Raw genomic sequence first — 14,268 nt, forward strand, 5'->3', positions numbered from 1 at the left:
CCACCCCCGACCCAAGGAGCCCCCAGAGATGCGCGTTCACATCGGCGGCGACCACGCGGCATACGAGCTCAAGTGCGAGCTCGTGACCTTCCTGCAGTCCAAGGGCTACGACGTCGTCGACCACGGCCCGGACTACTACGACGCCGACGACGACTACCCCGTGGCGGTGCTCCGCGCGGCGGAGGGCGTGGCAGGCGAGCACGGGTCCTTCGGTGTGGTCCTGGGCGGCTCCGGCAACGGTGAGCAGATGGCGGCGAACAAGGTCCGCGACATCCGCGCCGCCCTGGCCCACAGCGTCGAGACCGCGCGCCTGGCCCGCGAGCACAACAACGCGCAGGTGATCTCGATCGGGGCGCGGATGAACACCGTCGAGGAGGCCAAGGAGATGGTCGAGGTCTTCCTGACCACCCACTTCAGCGGCGACGAGCGGCACAAGCGGCGGCTGGCGATGATCTGGCGCTACGAGCACAAGGGCGAGCTGCCGCCTACCACCGCCTCCGAAGGCTGAGCCCGGTCATCCGCAGGCCAGAGACGCGCCATGAATGGGTAAAGGTCGCCCTGGTGCGCTCGGACCTGACTACGTTCTCCCTGTGACGACGCAGGTCGAGACACTCGTGCGCCGCCGTCGACCCTCTGCGCTGGCCCGCCTGGCCGGGCGGCTCTCGCGCGTCAGCCACGGGGTGACCGTCGCGACCGGCGTCGCGCTCATCGCGGCGACCGGCCTGGTCACGTGGGCCCTGGTGGCGTTCCCCGTCGGGGTGCCGTGGACCGTGTTCGCCCCGATCGCGGTGCTCGCGGGCATCTTCCTGACCCCGCGCTGGGTCGCGGTGGTCTACGGCGCGATCGTGCTGGGCTTCGCGTGGTCCGGGTGGGAGGTGGCGGCGGCCAAGAGCTCCTACGCCGGGTCCGGGGTGGTGCTCGTGATCGTCGCGGCGTCGATGCTGTGGCTGGCCCAGTCGCGGGCCCGGCTCGGGGTGCAGGGCACCCTCGGGGAGTCGATGCTGGTCGACCTGCGTGACCGGCTGCGGGCCCACGGCGAGCTGCCCGACCTCCCACGCCCCTGGCACGCCGAGACCGCCCTGCAGTCGGCCTACGGGCACGCGTTCTCGGGCGACTTCATCGTCGCCAACCGCTCCTCGGACGGCAGCCGGCTGGAGGTGACCCTGGTCGACGTCTCGGGCAAGGGGCTCAACGCCGGCACCAAGGCGCTGCTGCTCTCGGGCGCCCTGGGCGGCCTGCTCGGTGCCATGCCGCCGGAGGACTTCCTGCCGGCGGCCAACAGCTACCTGCTGCGCCAGGACTGGAGCGAGGGCTTCGCGACGGCGATCCACGTCGCCCTCGACCTGGAGACCGGCGACTTCTCCGTGGGTGGGGCCGGGCACCCGCCGGCGGCGACGTTCTCCGCCGGGTCGGGGCGCTGGCGGCTCATGGACGACCCCGGCGGGCCGCTGCTCGGGGTCATGGAGAGCACGTCCTTCCCCCGCAGCAGCGGCCGGCTCGAGCGCGGCGACGCGCTCCTGCTCTACACCGACGGGGTGATCGAGACGCGCACCCGGGACCTCACCGTCGGCATCGACCGGATGCTCGGCACCGCCGAGCAGCTGGTCTCGCACGGGTTCACCGGGGGAGCGGACCGCATCTGCGCGACGGCCCGGGCAGGCGAGACCGACGACCGGGCCGTCGTCCTGATCTGGAGGGGCTGAGGTGACCGCCCGGCCGGACGCACCCGGCTCCGAGGGAGGCATGCTGGCGCTGCTGGCGCTGGCCCCCCTGCTGCGGACGAGTCGCTCAGGAGGACGTCGTCGCGGTGCGGCGCAGGCTGATGTCCGCGCACTCGAGGCAGACCTCCTCGGACACCACACCGAGCTTCATCAGGCCGCCGAAGAGCACGCAGCCGACGCAGAAGCCGAGCAGCGACTCCAGCGCCGGGAAGACGACCATCACGACGCCGATCGCGACGACCACGGGCGCGGCGGTCCCGGTCAGCCACAGCACTGAGGCGGCGGTGGTCATCACCGCGCCGAGGGTGGCGGCGAACCGCTTCGGCGGGCCGGCGGTCGGGCGCTTCGCGGCGGGCACGCGCGGCCGGACCACGATCTGCACGAACCGGGCGACGGGACTGGCCTGCGGGCCGAGCGCGGCGCGCAGGATGAAGTCGACGGCCAGCACGGCGTAGAGCCACCACTGGTGGGCGGCCAGGGCGACCAGGCCCAGGACCAGCACGACGCCGGCGATGAGGCGGACGGTGACGTCGTCGACGACGCGGGGGAAGCGGGGCTGACCGACAGGGCGCATGGTCTGGTCAACGACGCCGACCCCACCCGGCTATTCCTGTGCGCTGGAGGTTCTCGACATGCGGACGCAAGGCCCGGTGGGTGGACAGGCCCGGCCGCTACCGTCGGGCCCATGAGCGGGCTGCACTCGATCGTCGTCTTCTGCCACGACCCCTACGTCATGGCGCCGTTCTGGTCCGCGGCGCTCGGCCTGCAGCCGGTCGAGGAGGACGCGGACAAGCTGGCCTCCCGCTCACTGGGCCACCTGGAGTCGGTGCTGTTGCACGGCGAGGGACACCCCCAGGTGTGGGTGACCCCGGTGGAGGCGCTGGACCCGCCGGGCAACCGGCTGCACGTCGACGTCTCCGGTGGTCCGGACCTCGTGCGGCGGCTCGAGGAGCTCGGCGGCCGGCACGTGCGGGAGGAGCAGCGGTGGACGGTGGTCAGCGACCCGGAGGGGAACCAGCTGTGTGTCGTCCCCGGTGGCTCGCCGGGAGCCTGACCGTCCAGGTCGCGCCGACGCCGGGGGCCCCGCGCGCGGACAGCGTGCCCCCGTGTGCCTCGAGCACCTCACGCACCAGCGCCAGGCCGAGCCCGAACCGTCGGCGGTCGTCGTGCCCGCGGCTGAACGGCTGCATCAGCTCCTCGATGCGTTCGGGGTCCAGCCCCTCGCCCGTGTCGGACACCTCCACGACGACGTGGTCGTGGGCCGCCGAGACCTGCACCCGGACGCTGCCGCCGGACGGGGTGTGCGCCAGGGCGTTGTCGACCAGGGCTGAAACGGCCCGTCGCAGCGCCGGCGGGCTGCCGTGGACGACGGCCGGCGCGGCGGCGCCCGCCCCGGTCGCGGCGCTCAGGGCGATGCCACCGCGTTCGGCGCGCATCTCGTCGGCGGCCACCACGTCCTGGACCAGGGCGGCCACGTCGATGTCGACCCCGCCGCCGGGGTGCGCGCGCAGCTGCGCCGACAGGAGCAGGTCGTTGAGCACCTCGGCCATGGTGCGGGCGTCGCCGAGGAGCTGCTCGGCGTCCTCGCGCGGCCCGGCCGGCCCGGAGGCCAGCTCGCGGGTGAGCAGCTCGGCCCGCATCGCCAGGCGGGACAGCGGCGTGCGCAGCTCGTGACTGGCGTCGGCGACGAAGCGTCGCTGGCGGGTGAGGGCGTCGGCCAGGGGCCGGGTGGCCCACCGCGCGAGCGCCGTCCCGGCCACGAGCGCCAGACCCACCCCGACGACGAGGGCAAGCAGCAGCGCGCCCGCCAGGCGGTGGCGCTCGGCCTCGCGCCCACTGAGGTCCTCGACCGCCTGCACCACCGCGCCCTCCCGGGACACGGTGCGCACGAGCAGCTCGGTGCCGCCGATCGAGACCTCACGCTGGTCCGGGTGACCCGGGCCGACCCGGTCCATGACTGTGGTCAGCGGCAGGCCCGCGGGGGCGCCGGGGGTGGACTTGAGCTCGCCGGAGGGCTCGCGGATGAACAGCCAGACGTCCGGGGGAGGGTCCTGGGCGTCGTCGGCGTGCGCCGCGGCACTGGCCAGCGCCCGGTCGGCCGCCACGTCGCGGGAACGGACGACCGCGACCCAGGTCACCGCGCTGGCCAGCAGGACACCGAGCAGGACGGCCCCGGCCACCATCGCCGCCACCTGCCGCCGGGCCCGGGCCAGGGCGGGGTCGTCCCCCGGTGCGGCACGCAGGGCGGGCCACCAGCGGGTCACGGTGTCCGCGCCCTCTCGGTCGTCCCGGTCACTCGATCTCCCCAGCGCGGTAGCCCACGGCGCGCACGGTGCGCACGACCGCGGTGCCGAGCTTCTTGCGCAGGTAGTAGACGTAGGTGTCCACGGCGCCCGGGCTCTCCGCGTCCGCGAACGCCCGCTCCCGCAGCTCCTCGCGGCTGAACACCCGCGTCGGCCGGGAGGCCAGCGCGGCGAGCAGGTCACGCTCGGTGCGGGACAGCGGGACCACGGTGCCGTCCGGGCGCCGGGCCGCGCACCCCTCGACGTCCAGCCACCCCTGTCCCAGCGGGACCAGGTCGGCGGACTCCTGGTGGCGGCGGCGCAGCGCGCGCAGCCGGGCGAGCAGCTCCTCGGCCTCGACCGGCTTGACCACGTAGTCCTCGGCGCCGGCGTCCAGCCCGGCCACGCGGTCCTGCACGGTGCCGTAGGCGGTCAGCACCAGCACCGGGGTCCGGTTGCCGACGCGGCGCAGCCGTTCGAGGGTGTCCAGGCCGTCCCCGTCGGGCAGCCCCCGGTCGAGGATCGCGACGTCGAACTCGGAGGTGAGCAGGGCGTGCAGCCCGCCCTGGCCGTCGCGGGCCCGCTGCACGGCGTACCCCTCGCTGCGCAGCAGCCGCTCGAGCAGGTCGCCGAGCTCGTCGTCGTCCTCGACGACGAGCACGCTCGGGTCGGTGCCGGTCACGGGGTCAGCGTGTCACGACGGGGGCCTACTTGCCCTCGTCGCCGCCGTTGTGGGGCGCCGCCTTGGCGACGTCGGACCACGCCGCCTCGGCGCCGGTGTGGCCGATCCGGATGACCTGGAACGTCGTGCCGGCGGCGCCGACCAGGCCCAGGGCGATGCCGGCCACCACCAGCAGCCGCGGCACCGTGGTGCTGCCCGCGCTGCGGCGGTGGTGCCAGTAGAGCGCCGCGGCGGCCACGACGAGCAGGGCCACCCACGGCAGCAGCCCGTCGGCGAGCTCGGTGTGCCGCTCGAGCGTGGCGGTGTGGTCGACCCGGCGCTCGAGGGCCTCGCCCGACTGCGTGCTCAGCGGCACGAGGACCAGGGCCACGAGGCTCAGCGCCAGGGGCACGACACCGGCCCGCCGCCGGAACGCCGGCCAGAGCGCGGCCAGGGCGACGGCCAGCGCGGCAGCCGGCACCAGGACGACGGTGGCGTGCACCACGAGCGGGTGGACAGGCAGGCCGAACACGGTGTCGAACACGCACAAGCTCCTTGTCGCAGACGGTCCGCCGGATGGTGCCGGTGGTTTCTCAGAACCTTCTCAGAGGCGGCGGCCGGCCGCCTCCGGGCAGACTGGCTGCCGGCGCCACCGCGCGCGCCGCCGCGACGGGAGGGCTGGGATGGGCACAGGTCGGCTGGAGGCGTTCAGCGACGGGGTCATGGCGGTCGCCATCACGCTGCTCGTGCTGGACCTGCACGCCTCGCCGGAGGCCGGGTCGTCGCTGGCGCACCAGCTCGTCTCGGAGTGGCCCTCGTTCGCGGCCTACGCCGTCAGCTTCTTCATCATCGGGATCATCTGGGTCAACCACCACGCCCTCATGGCGCTCGTGGCCCGCGTCGACCGGGTGCTGCTGTTCGTCAACCTGGTGCTGCTGCTGTTCGTCACGACGATCCCGTTCACCACGTCGACGCTCGCGGCCTACCTGCGCGAGGGCGGCGCGGACGCGCGGGTGGCGGTGGTGCTCTACGGCATCTCCATGGAGGGGATGGCGGTCAGCTTCACCGTCATCCTCGCGCACCTGGTGCGCGGCCAGCTGATGCACGAGCCGGTCGACCCGGCCACCGGCCGCCGCGCGGTGCGCCGCTTCGGGCTGGGCACGCTCGTCTACCCTCTGATCGTGCTGGTCGGCCTCGTCTCCGCGCCGCTCATGCTGCTCCTGTATGCCGTGCTCGCCGGCTTCTACGTCGTCGAGCAGACCCCGATCCTCGGACGGGTCGACCGTGGCTGACACGCCGGCGCAGGTCCGGGCCCTGGACCACGTCGCGGCGCAGTCCTCCGGCCCGCCGGTCGACCGCGACCTGCGGGTGACGTTGAACTTCCACCCCGACCGGATGACGTCGGGCCGGCCGATCCTGGTCGCGCTGGGCGAGGACGGTTGCTACCGCTCGCAGTTCGTCACCGGGACGAGCAACGGAGGGCTCACCGCCCACCCCGGCGGGGACCGCTGGCGGTGGGAGAGCCGGATCTTCGGGGGCGCCTACGACGGCGCCCACCCGGCCGAGCGCCCCGTCTACGGCGCGCTGAACCTGTGGCGACGGCCCGGCGGCGCGGCGCCGCGCTTCGGTTCGGCGCACGTGCGGCTCACCGCGCAGGCGCTGGCGCGCTCGACGTTCTGCCACCCCGACAGCGTCTTCGAGCCGACCCACTTCGGGGTGGCCGGGCGGGCGGGACTGTTGGTGCGGGCCCGGCCGGGGGAACCGGAGCTGCTCGACGACTACGTCGAGGCCCAGGTCCACGGTCCGGTCCGGCTCGACCGCGACGTCGAGGCGCTGGTGCTCGACCCCTGCTACCGGGGCACCGCCGTCGAGGCGCAGGCCCGGGCACTGCCCTGCCCGGTCGAGTGGCACCCCGGGTGGCGCCTGACCGTGGTCGAGCTGCAGCGTCACCCGGAATACCGCGGCCCGGAGATCGTCGAGGCCGGCCTGGCCATCGCGCAGGACGGGGTGCTGGACGGGCGGGTCGTCGGGGAGGCGGTCGCCTCGGGGCGCCACGACCCGCAGACGCTCAAGCGGGTGTGGCACTACGTCGCCCGGTTCGGGTCGCCGGCCCACGCGGGGGAGCGGCCGTAGCCCTTTCCGAGGCTCGTCCGAGAAAGCCTCGGCACGGTGGTTGACCTGACCACCCCGGAAGGAGCTTGTCTCATGTCGAGCCAGACGCCGCAGACCGACGTCCGACCCCATGCCCAGACCACCACGCCGGAGGCCACCGCCACCGGTGCGGCGGCCTCCCTGCCCCTGCGCCTCACCGGCGCCGCCCTCTCAGTGGGCGTCGCCTGGATCCACGTCGTCGACCAGGGCGGCTTCCCCGGCTCCAAGACCCCGACCTACGTGGGGATCGGCTACTACGTCCTCGAGCTGGTCGCGGTCCTGGTCGCCGCCGCCCTGCTCTTCGCCCCGGCCCGCCAGCGGGTCACCGGGTGGTTCGTGGCCGCCGGCGTCGCCCTCGGCCCGCTCGTCGGCTACGTGCTCTCGCGCGGCCCTGGCCTGCCGTCCTACACCGACGACCGCGGCAACTGGTCCGAGCCGCTCGGCCTGATCAGCCTCGTGGTTGAGGGCCTGCTGCTCCTGCTCTCCCTCGCGGTGCTGCGCTCCGCGCGCCGGTCCGCCTGAGCCCCCGGCTCCCGGCCCGCGCCCACCCTGCCGTGGCGCGGGCCGGTGCCGTGCTCGTGTGCCGCGGGCTCACCCGAGCGCGCGGATGGCCGCGCGCAGGGAGGCGGTCGCGGCATACACGCCGGTGTTGCGGTAGAGGGCGTAGACCGTGGCGACCAGGAACGCCGGGGCCGCGAGGAAGTGCTCCGCCGGCGACCCGGTCTTGAAGAAGCGACCGGCGACGCGCTGGGCGTGACCGCCGAACCAGGTGAACGGCACCGGGATGCCGCCGACGGTGAGCCAGTCCCCGGCGATGTGCACCAGCACGCCGCCGGCCACTGCGACCGGCAGCCAGGGCGCCGACATGTGCGTGTAGTGGCCGGACGCGGTGATCCACCACGCGCCGAGGCCGGACATGGCGAGGTTGCCGATGACGGTGTTCTCCGCCCGGCCGGGGATGACGAAGTTGCAGGCCCGCAGCGCGAGCCCGATCGCGAACGCCAGCATCGCGAACGAGCTCACGGGGTGCTGGCCGGCGAGCCAGGCGATGGCGCCGAAGACGACCGGCGCGATGATGGCGTCGTGGGTGCCGTTGCGGTGGCCCCGTGAGACCGTGGCGATGCCGCCCGCGAGGGCCTCGGTGAACCCGCCCCACATCCGGCCGATCGTCGCGCCGCGCTGGTCGAGGTCGGGCAGCATCGCGAAGCCTCCCCACGCCGCGACCCACGCGGTCTGCTGGGCGGCCGTGTGCACGGGGGCGAAGGGCAGCGTGGCGGCGCCGGCGGCGAGGCCGGACAGCGCGTGGGAGTGGCCGAGCACGGGGAGTCTCCACGAGTTCTGGCTCCGGGGTCACCGGCGCCTGGCGGGCGGGGCGCGGCGCTTCGCCGTGCTCTCGCTCGGGGTGCGCGCCGTCGGTGCAGCCCGCGAAAGCGGCTGGGCGGCTTGGCCTTTCAGCCACCTGCCCGGGGCACCGTGGTGCGCCGAAGCGTAGGGGGCGGGGTGTCCGGTTTGTCCGGCGGGTGGGCCGCGAGCCCCGGGTGTGGCGCACGGTACAGGGGGTGGCTGCGGGACCCGGGTGGCTCTGCCGCGCCTGGTGTCGCCCTGCCGCGGCTCCAGCCTCGGCAGGGCGCGCGCTTCCGCAGCAGGGCGGCCGGGGGCTCAGGTGGAGGCGCGGCGGACGGTGAAGTTCCAGCAGCCGGCGACGACGTTGCGCACGTGCACCTGGTCCACCCGCGGGTCGGCCAGGAGCCGGCCCACCAGGTGCTCGCTCTGCCCGGGCTCGGCCAGCACGCCGTCGAGCATCATCCCGTCGGCGCCGTAGGCGCGCAGGACGGCACGCCGGTCGCGGAACTCGGCGGGGAAGGTGTGGGGTGTCCGGTAGCCCTCGCACGCCTCGGCGTGGACGAACACCGGTCCGACCTCGGCGTAGGGGCCGCCCAGCTCGGACGGACGGTGCGCGACCAGCCGCACGCGCTCGCCGTCGCGGGACAGCCGCAGGCAGCAGCGCAGGGGCAGGCCGGCCTCGCGCACCTGTGGTGTCGCCGCGTTGCCGAAGGCGTCGCGGCCAGTGGCCCGGATGCGCTCGAGCACCGGGGTGGCGATGGGGAGGAACTCCAGGGCGGTTGCCATGCCCATGGAACGCCCCGCGAGGTGCCGGTGTGAGTGCTCCTTCCGGTGGAGGCGGCCGGCCGGTCCTGGTGGCAGCGTCGAGGGGTCGGCGCGACGGGAGGAGCAGCCTCGATGGGCGAGACGGATGTGCACGACCTGTTCCGGCGGGCCGTGGCCGAGGACGACGCGGCCGCGATGCGCGAGGGGGTGAAACGGATGCTCGGGCTTGCCGAGGGTGGCGGGCTCTCACCGGAGCGGGAGTACGAGCTGCGGCGCCCGGACTTCGTCATGGAGATGCCGCAGTCCGGCGAACGCGTCCGTGGACGCGAGGACATGCGCCGGATGCAGGAGTCCTTCCCCGGTGGCGGCCCCGCGTTCACCCTGCGCCGCGTCGTCGGGTGCGGCCGGGTGTGGGTGGCCGAGGCCGACGGGCGGTACGGCGAGGACCACTGGCAGGTGGTGGCCATCTTCGAGCTCGACGCCGACGGCCTCATCGCCCGGGAGACGCGCTACTACCCGCAGCCGTTCGACGCGCCGGACTGGCGGGGAGGGTTCACCGAGCGGATGTAGCGGGGGCCCGCCCCTGCCCGGCGGCGCGGTCGCCGAGGGACTAGCGGCCGCCGCTGATGTCCAGGGTGCTGCCGGTGACGTAGGACGCCTCGTCCGAGACCAGCCACGCGATGGCGTCGGCGACCTCCGCCGGCGTCCCGGGCCGGCCCAGGGGAGGGGTGTGACCGAGACGGTCGAGCCGCCCGGGGGCGTGGATCTCGGTGTCGATCAGGCCCGGGCTGACCCCGACGACGCGGATGCCCTCGCCGGCGACCTCCCTGGCCAGGCCGAGAGTCATCGCGTCGATGGCGGCCTTGCTGGCGGCGTAGTCGACGTACTCCCCGGGGGCGCCGAGGGCCGCTGCGCGCGAGGAGACGTTGACGATGACCCCGCCGCGACCGCCGTGCGCCGTGGACATCCGGCGCACCGCCTCACGCGCGGCGAGGAACGGACCGGCCACGTTGACGGCGAGCACCTGCTCGAGGCGGGCTGCGGTGTAGTCCTCGACGCGCCCCAGCGGCGGGACGATGCCCGCGTTGTTGACCAGCACGTTGAGCCTGCCGAGCCGGTCGTCGACCGCGCCGAACAGTGCGACCAGGTCGGCCTCCACGGCGACGTCGGCCCTTACCGCGACCGCCCGACGCCCTGCCTCACGGCACGCCTCGACGACGGCCTCGGCGTCGGCTTCGCGCTCGCGGTAGGAGATCGCGACGTCCCACCCGCGGCGGGCCAGGGTCAGGGCGGTCCGCGCGCCGATGCCGCGGCTGCCGCCGGTGACGAGCGCGACCATGCTGTCGGTGTCCACCCGCGCAGTCTGCCGCGCCGAGACGCGCCGCGCGGGGCGGGGCCTGTCGGTGGCTGACCGTAGCGTGCGGTCATGAGCTGGAAGATCGAAGTGGTGCCCGTGCCCGTCACCGACGTCGACCGGGCCAAGAAGTTCTACGTCGAGCAGGTCGGCTTCCACGCCGACCACGACCACCAGGTCGACGAGACCGTGCGGTTCGTGCAGCTCACCCCGCCGGGGTCGGCCTGCTCCATCGTCATCGGCACCGGGATCGTCGAGATGGAGCCCGGCAGCCTGCGCGGGGTCATGATCGTCATCGACGACGCCGAGGCGACCCGCCGCGAGCTGCTCGAGCGCGGCGTCGACGCCAGCGAGGTCGACGTGCAGCCGTGGGGCCGGTTCGTCCGGTTCAGCGACCCGGACGGCAACCTCTGGGTGCTCCAGGAGCTGCCCGCTCGCGGCTAGGTCCGCAGCCCCCGCGCCGCCGGGCGCGTCGTATGGCGACCGCGCACCGCGCTGGCGGATCTGCCGGTACGGTGCGGTGGCGGTGCGCACACCGCGTGCGCAGGTTCCCCGGCAGCGACGTGCTGGGGGTGGAGAGGGGGATGGTCGTCGTGGGTGAGTCGCTGAGGACGATCAGCGCCATGAGCCTGTTCGTCGAGGACGTGCCGGCGGCGAAGGCGTTCTACCGCGAGGTCTTCGACGTGCCCGTGGTCTACGAGGACGAGGTGTCGGCCGCGCTGAAGTTCGACAACCTCCTGGTGAACCTGCTGCACCACTCGGCTGCCTCGGGCCTCGTCGCCCCGGCGCCGGTCGCGGCCGCCGGGGACGGGTCGCGGTTCCAGCTCAGCGTGTGGGTCCAGGACGTCGACGGCGTCTGCGCCGACCTGGAGCGCCGCGGCGTGACGCTGTTGACCGGCCCGGTGGACCAGCCGTGGGGCATGCGCACGGCCACCTTCACCGACCCCGCCGGGCACAGCTGGGAAGTCGCCCAGGGCATCGGCTCCTGAGGCCCTGCGCCCACCCCTGACCAATCCGACATCGGAGGAGCACGTGAGCACGACGGACGTCAGCGCCGAGCACCGGCTGCTCCTGGCGCACGTGAACGCGCAGCGGCGCCACGTCCTGGGCATCCTCGAGGGCCTCGACGACGAGGCGCTGCGCCGGCCGGTGCTGCCGTCGGGGTGGAGCTGCCTGGGGCTGCTGCGCCACCTGGCCCTGGACGACGAGCGGTTCTGGTTCCAGGCCGTCCTTGCCGGCGACCCGGACGCCATCGCCGAGGTCACGGGCAACCCGGCGGACGCCTGGCAGGTGGGCCCGGAGACCTCGGCCGATTCGGTGCTCGCGCTCTACCGCGAGCAGGCCGAGCGCACCGACGTCCTCCTCGCCGGCATGTCGCTGGACACGCCACCGGCGTGGTGGCCCGACTTCTTCGGTGGCTGGCGGCTCGACACCGCCCGTGAGGTCGTCCTCCACGTGCTCACCGAGACCGCCACCCACGCCGGCCACCTCGACGCCGCCCGTGAGCTCATCGACGGCCGGACCTGGCTCGTCCTGTCCTGACCTGCGCGATGGTGCCGCCGAACCCGGCGAACCGCCGCCGTCCGTCGGTCGCTCCGTCTACGGTCGGGGGCGTGGTGCACACGCTCGCCCGCCAGGACGCGCGCCGGATCGCGGCGCGCGCCCAGCTCCTCGAGGCCGCGCGGCCGACCGACCTGCTCACCGTGGTGCGCCACCTCGGCCTGGTGCAGGTCGACCTGACGGCGGCGGTGGCACCGAGCGCCGACCTGGTGTGCTGGAGCCGGCTCGGCTCCTCCTACGCTCCGGCCGACCTCGACGCCCTCCTCGAGGCCGGGTCCCTCGTGGAGCTCCGTGGGGTCCTCCGACCGGCGGAGGACATCGCCCTGTTCCGCGCCGACATGCAGGACTGGCCGGGTCGCGGACCACTCACGGAGTGGCAGGTCGAGATCCGGGAATGGGTCCGGGCCAACGACGCGTGCCGCCGCGACATCCTGGAGCTGCTGCGCTCCGAAGGGCCGATGCCGGCCCGGGAGCTGCCCGACACCTGCCTGGTCCCGTGGCGCTCGACCGGCTGGACCAACAACCGCAACGTGGTGCGGCTGCTGGACTTCATGGAGAGCCGGGGCGAGGTCGCGGTGGCCGCCCGCGAGGGCCTCGGGCGCCTGTGGGACCTGGCCGGCCGCGTCTACCCCGACGACCCCGCCGTGCCCGCCGAGGAGGCTCGCCGCCGGCGGGACCAGCGGCGCCTGGCGTCGCTGGGGATCGCCCGGAGCAAGGGGCCGATGTGCCCGGCGGAGCCCCTGGACGCAGGGGACGCGGGGGAGCCGGCCGTGGTGGAGGGGGTGCGCGGCACCTGGCGGGTGGACCCGGCCCAGCTGGGGCAGCCGTTCGAGGGCCGGGCCGCGCTGCTGTCGCCACTGGACCGCCTCGTCGTCGACCGCAAGCGGCTGGCCGAGCTCTTCGAGTTCGACTACCAGCTGGAGATGTACAAACCGGCGGCCCAGCGCCGGTGGGGCTACTGGGCCCTGCCGATCCTGTATGCCGACCGGCTGGTCGGGAAGCTCGACGCTGCCGCCGACCTGAAGGCGGGGGTGCTCCGGGTCAACGCGGTCCACGAGGACGTCGCCTTCACCCCGGCCATGCGTGCCGAGGTCGACCGGGAGGTCGCCGACCTGGCCTGGATGCTGGAGCTGGAGCTCGACCGATAGGGGCGTCTGCGTGTGCTGTGGGCAGTTCCGGACGGGGTTCGTCCGGAAGCGGCTCTAGCATCGCCTCGTGGCCGGCAGCCCGTCCGGCCGTGACATGGGGTCGGCCACCGTCGGCCGTCCGCCACAGAGGGGAGAGCCGCAGCGATGGCTGAGGTCGTGTTGTTCCACCACGCGCAGGGACTGACCGAGGGGGTCGTGGCGTTCGCCGACCGGTTGCGGGACGCCGGGCACACCGTGCACACCCCCGACCTGTATGACGGGCACACGTTCGCGAACCTGGAGGAGGGGATCGGCTACGCGCAGCAGGTCGGCTTCGAGACCATCCAGGAGCGCGTGGTCCAGGCGGCGACCGACCTGCCCACCGAGGTCGTGTATGCCGGGATCTCCCTCGGGGTCATGGCCGCGCAGCGGCTGACGCAGACCCGGCCGGGGGCCCGCGGCGCGGTGCTCATGGAGGCCTGTGTCCCGCCGTCGGAGTTCGGCATGCCGTGGCCGGCCGGGGTGCCGGTGCAGGTGCACGGGATGGACGCCGACCCGTTCTTCGCCGGTGAGGGCGACATCGAGGCCGCGCGGGTGCTGGTCAAGGAGGTCGAGGACGGGGAGCTGTTCGTCTACCCGGGCGACCGGCATCTGTTCATCGACAGCTCGCTGACGTCCTACGACGCGGACGCCTCAGCGCAGGTGACCGAGCGGGTGCTCGACTTCCTCACGCGGGTCTAGCCGACGGCCGCGGGGGCGGGTGCCGGGAGCCGGCACCCGCCGCGTGCGCGCTAGGTGCCCGGGCAGCTCTGGGCGATCGTGGCCACCAGCGCCGAGGTCGCGGAGGCGACCTGTGACAGCGCACCGGAGATCCGTGGACCCGCTGCCGGCAGGTTGTCGACGGTCACGCCCTTGGTCGCCGCCTCCAGCTGGGCAAGGGCCGTCCTGACCTGTGCGACGGCGGGCTGCAGCGCGGCGGAGGCCGACTTCTCAGCCTTGTCCAGGCTGGTCCTGACGTTGTTGAGCGCCGCGCGCACGGCCGTGAGCCCGTCCTGGAGGGGCTGCACCTTGGTCAGCGCCTGCAGGGAGGCCTTCAGGGCGGCCGCGTCGGCGCACGCGGCCGCCGTGGCCGGGGTCGCCGACGCTGCGCTGGTCGACCCCGTGGGGGAGGCCGACTGGCTGGTCGTGGAGCCGGCAGTGCAGGCCGTGAGCACGGCGAGCAGGAAGGCGGCTACGAGAGCGGCGGGAACGCCGCGTCCTGTTCGTGCTGAACGCATCCGCTCCTCCTCACGCGCCCGCAGGG

The 14,268-nt window shown here is 74.3% G+C and carries 20 protein-coding genes; 12 read left to right on the forward strand and 8 right to left on the reverse strand.

Going from position 1 to position 14,268, the window contains the following annotated elements:
• The first annotated feature begins 28 nt into the window (after positions 1-28).
• Positions 29-508 (forward strand): ribose-5-phosphate isomerase, encoded by a 480-nt coding sequence (locus FB474_RS04970; protein ID WP_141787638.1) that lies wholly within the window; start codon positions 29-31, stop codon positions 506-508.
• A gap of 82 nt (positions 509-590) precedes the next feature.
• Entirely contained in the window at positions 591-1,703 is a 1,113-nt protein-coding gene (locus tag FB474_RS04975) for a PP2C family protein-serine/threonine phosphatase (protein WP_221632433.1), read from the forward strand.
• A gap of 85 nt (positions 1,704-1,788) precedes the next feature.
• On the opposite strand, the gene FB474_RS04980 is transcribed toward FB474_RS04975, so the two are convergent.
• Positions 1,789-2,295 carry a DUF4395 domain-containing protein gene (locus FB474_RS04980; protein WP_141787640.1) on the reverse strand — a complete coding sequence of 169 codons (507 nt, stop codon included), beginning with the start codon at positions 2,293-2,295 and terminating at the stop codon, positions 1,789-1,791.
• Between the two features lie 111 nt (positions 2,296-2,406).
• Between FB474_RS04980 and FB474_RS04985 the strand changes: the two genes are divergently transcribed.
• Positions 2,407-2,775: a VOC family protein gene (locus FB474_RS04985; RefSeq protein ID WP_141787641.1), complete on the forward strand. Its 369-nt coding sequence runs from the start codon at positions 2,407-2,409 to the stop codon at positions 2,773-2,775.
• Here FB474_RS04985 and FB474_RS04990 read toward each other — a convergent pair.
• From FB474_RS04990 to FB474_RS05000, 3 genes are read right to left on the reverse strand one after another with little or no spacing between them, the layout of a single operon-like run.
• Entirely contained in the window at positions 2,717-3,985 is a 1,269-nt protein-coding gene (locus tag FB474_RS04990) for a sensor histidine kinase (protein WP_141787642.1), read from the reverse strand. The two genes, FB474_RS04985 and FB474_RS04990, sit on opposite strands and share 59 nt — an antisense overlap.
• Before the next feature lie 28 nt (positions 3,986-4,013).
• On the reverse strand, positions 4,014-4,685 hold the full coding sequence (locus tag FB474_RS04995; protein WP_141787643.1) for a response regulator transcription factor: 672 nt from the start codon (positions 4,683-4,685) through the stop codon (positions 4,014-4,016).
• Between the two features lie 25 nt (positions 4,686-4,710).
• Positions 4,711-5,208 carry a DUF2231 domain-containing protein gene (locus tag FB474_RS05000; RefSeq protein ID WP_141787644.1) on the reverse strand — a complete coding sequence of 166 codons (498 nt, stop codon included), beginning with the start codon at positions 5,206-5,208 and terminating at the stop codon, positions 4,711-4,713.
• Between the two features lie 139 nt (positions 5,209-5,347).
• Between FB474_RS05000 and FB474_RS05005 the strand changes: the two genes are divergently transcribed.
• The 3 genes from FB474_RS05005 to FB474_RS05015 all read left to right on the forward strand — a co-directional run bounded on the left by FB474_RS05005 (position 5,348) and on the right by FB474_RS05015 (position 7,337).
• Positions 5,348-5,956, forward strand: coding sequence for a TMEM175 family protein (locus FB474_RS05005; RefSeq protein WP_141787645.1), 609 nt, complete (start codon positions 5,348-5,350; stop codon positions 5,954-5,956).
• On the forward strand, positions 5,949-6,797 hold the full coding sequence (locus tag FB474_RS05010) for a DUF3626 domain-containing protein (protein ID WP_246092053.1): 849 nt from the start codon (positions 5,949-5,951) through the stop codon (positions 6,795-6,797). Before FB474_RS05005 ends, FB474_RS05010 begins: the two co-directional genes overlap by 8 nt.
• Before the next feature lie 72 nt (positions 6,798-6,869).
• Positions 6,870-7,337, forward strand: a complete 468-nt coding sequence (locus tag FB474_RS05015) for a hypothetical protein (protein ID WP_221632434.1) — start codon at positions 6,870-6,872, stop codon at positions 7,335-7,337.
• A 69-nt stretch (positions 7,338-7,406) separates the two neighbouring features.
• Here FB474_RS05015 and FB474_RS05020 read toward each other — a convergent pair whose 3' ends face one another.
• A complete protein-coding gene (locus FB474_RS05020; protein WP_141787647.1) occupies positions 7,407-8,135 on the reverse strand; it encodes a metal-dependent hydrolase in 729 nt (242 codons plus the stop codon).
• A gap of 339 nt (positions 8,136-8,474) precedes the next feature.
• A complete protein-coding gene (locus FB474_RS05025; protein WP_185746044.1) occupies positions 8,475-8,945 on the reverse strand; it encodes a DUF1203 domain-containing protein in 471 nt (156 codons plus the stop codon).
• 111 nt (positions 8,946-9,056) lie between these two features.
• Between FB474_RS05025 and FB474_RS05030 the strand changes: the two genes are divergently transcribed.
• The gene (locus FB474_RS05030) at positions 9,057-9,494 is read left to right on the forward strand and encodes a nuclear transport factor 2 family protein (protein ID WP_141787649.1); all 438 of its coding nucleotides are present in this window, start codon (positions 9,057-9,059) and stop codon (positions 9,492-9,494) included.
• A 40-nt stretch (positions 9,495-9,534) separates the two neighbouring features.
• On the opposite strand, the gene FB474_RS05035 is transcribed toward FB474_RS05030, so the two are convergent.
• On the reverse strand, positions 9,535-10,278 hold the full coding sequence (locus tag FB474_RS05035; RefSeq protein ID WP_246092054.1) for an SDR family oxidoreductase: 744 nt from the start codon (positions 10,276-10,278) through the stop codon (positions 9,535-9,537).
• A gap of 72 nt (positions 10,279-10,350) precedes the next feature.
• Between FB474_RS05035 and FB474_RS05040 the strand changes: the two genes are divergently transcribed.
• The 5 genes from FB474_RS05040 to FB474_RS05060 all read left to right on the forward strand — a co-directional run bounded on the left by FB474_RS05040 (position 10,351) and on the right by FB474_RS05060 (position 13,706).
• Positions 10,351-10,722, forward strand: a complete 372-nt coding sequence (locus FB474_RS05040; protein WP_141787650.1) for a glyoxalase superfamily protein — start codon at positions 10,351-10,353, stop codon at positions 10,720-10,722.
• A 95-nt stretch (positions 10,723-10,817) separates the two neighbouring features.
• Positions 10,818-11,267 carry a VOC family protein gene (locus tag FB474_RS05045; RefSeq protein ID WP_221632435.1) on the forward strand — a complete coding sequence of 150 codons (450 nt, stop codon included), beginning with the start codon at positions 10,818-10,820 and terminating at the stop codon, positions 11,265-11,267.
• Between the two features lie 43 nt (positions 11,268-11,310).
• The gene (locus FB474_RS05050) at positions 11,311-11,820 is read left to right on the forward strand and encodes a DinB family protein (protein ID WP_185746045.1); all 510 of its coding nucleotides are present in this window, start codon (positions 11,311-11,313) and stop codon (positions 11,818-11,820) included.
• 71 nt (positions 11,821-11,891) lie between these two features.
• Positions 11,892-12,986: a DNA glycosylase AlkZ-like family protein gene (locus FB474_RS05055; protein WP_246092055.1), complete on the forward strand. Its 1,095-nt coding sequence runs from the start codon at positions 11,892-11,894 to the stop codon at positions 12,984-12,986.
• A gap of 144 nt (positions 12,987-13,130) precedes the next feature.
• Positions 13,131-13,706 carry a dienelactone hydrolase family protein gene (locus FB474_RS05060; RefSeq protein ID WP_141787653.1) on the forward strand — a complete coding sequence of 192 codons (576 nt, stop codon included), beginning with the start codon at positions 13,131-13,133 and terminating at the stop codon, positions 13,704-13,706.
• Positions 13,707-13,756: 50 nt separating this feature from the next.
• On the opposite strand, the gene FB474_RS05065 is transcribed toward FB474_RS05060, so the two are convergent.
• Positions 13,757-14,242 (reverse strand): hypothetical protein, encoded by a 486-nt coding sequence (locus FB474_RS05065; protein ID WP_141787654.1) that lies wholly within the window; start codon positions 14,240-14,242, stop codon positions 13,757-13,759.
• Between the last annotated feature and the right edge of the window lie 26 nt (positions 14,243-14,268).

The sequence above is a fragment of the Oryzihumus leptocrescens genome (assembly GCF_006716205.1).
Taxonomy (GTDB): domain Bacteria; phylum Actinomycetota; class Actinomycetes; order Actinomycetales; family Dermatophilaceae; genus Oryzihumus; species Oryzihumus leptocrescens.

Coding starts and splice junctions, on each gene's coding strand:
- FB474_RS05060 (WP_141787653.1), top strand. CDS start 13,131: ATGGCTGAGGTCGTGTTGTTCCACCACGCGCAGGGACTGACCGAGGGG.
- FB474_RS05025 (WP_185746044.1), bottom strand. CDS start 8,945: ATGGCAACCGCCCTGGAGTTCCTCCCCATCGCCACCCCGGTGCTCGAG.
- FB474_RS04970 (WP_141787638.1), top strand. CDS start 29: ATGCGCGTTCACATCGGCGGCGACCACGCGGCATACGAGCTCAAGTGC.
- FB474_RS05005 (WP_141787645.1), top strand. CDS start 5,348: ATGGGCACAGGTCGGCTGGAGGCGTTCAGCGACGGGGTCATGGCGGTC.
- FB474_RS05040 (WP_141787650.1), top strand. CDS start 10,351: ATGAGCTGGAAGATCGAAGTGGTGCCCGTGCCCGTCACCGACGTCGAC.
- FB474_RS04985 (WP_141787641.1), top strand. CDS start 2,407: ATGAGCGGGCTGCACTCGATCGTCGTCTTCTGCCACGACCCCTACGTC.
- FB474_RS05065 (WP_141787654.1), bottom strand. CDS start 14,242: ATGCGTTCAGCACGAACAGGACGCGGCGTTCCCGCCGCTCTCGTAGCC.
- FB474_RS05015 (WP_221632434.1), top strand. CDS start 6,870: ATGTCGAGCCAGACGCCGCAGACCGACGTCCGACCCCATGCCCAGACC.
- FB474_RS04980 (WP_141787640.1), bottom strand. CDS start 2,295: ATGCGCCCTGTCGGTCAGCCCCGCTTCCCCCGCGTCGTCGACGACGTC.
- FB474_RS05030 (WP_141787649.1), top strand. CDS start 9,057: ATGGGCGAGACGGATGTGCACGACCTGTTCCGGCGGGCCGTGGCCGAG.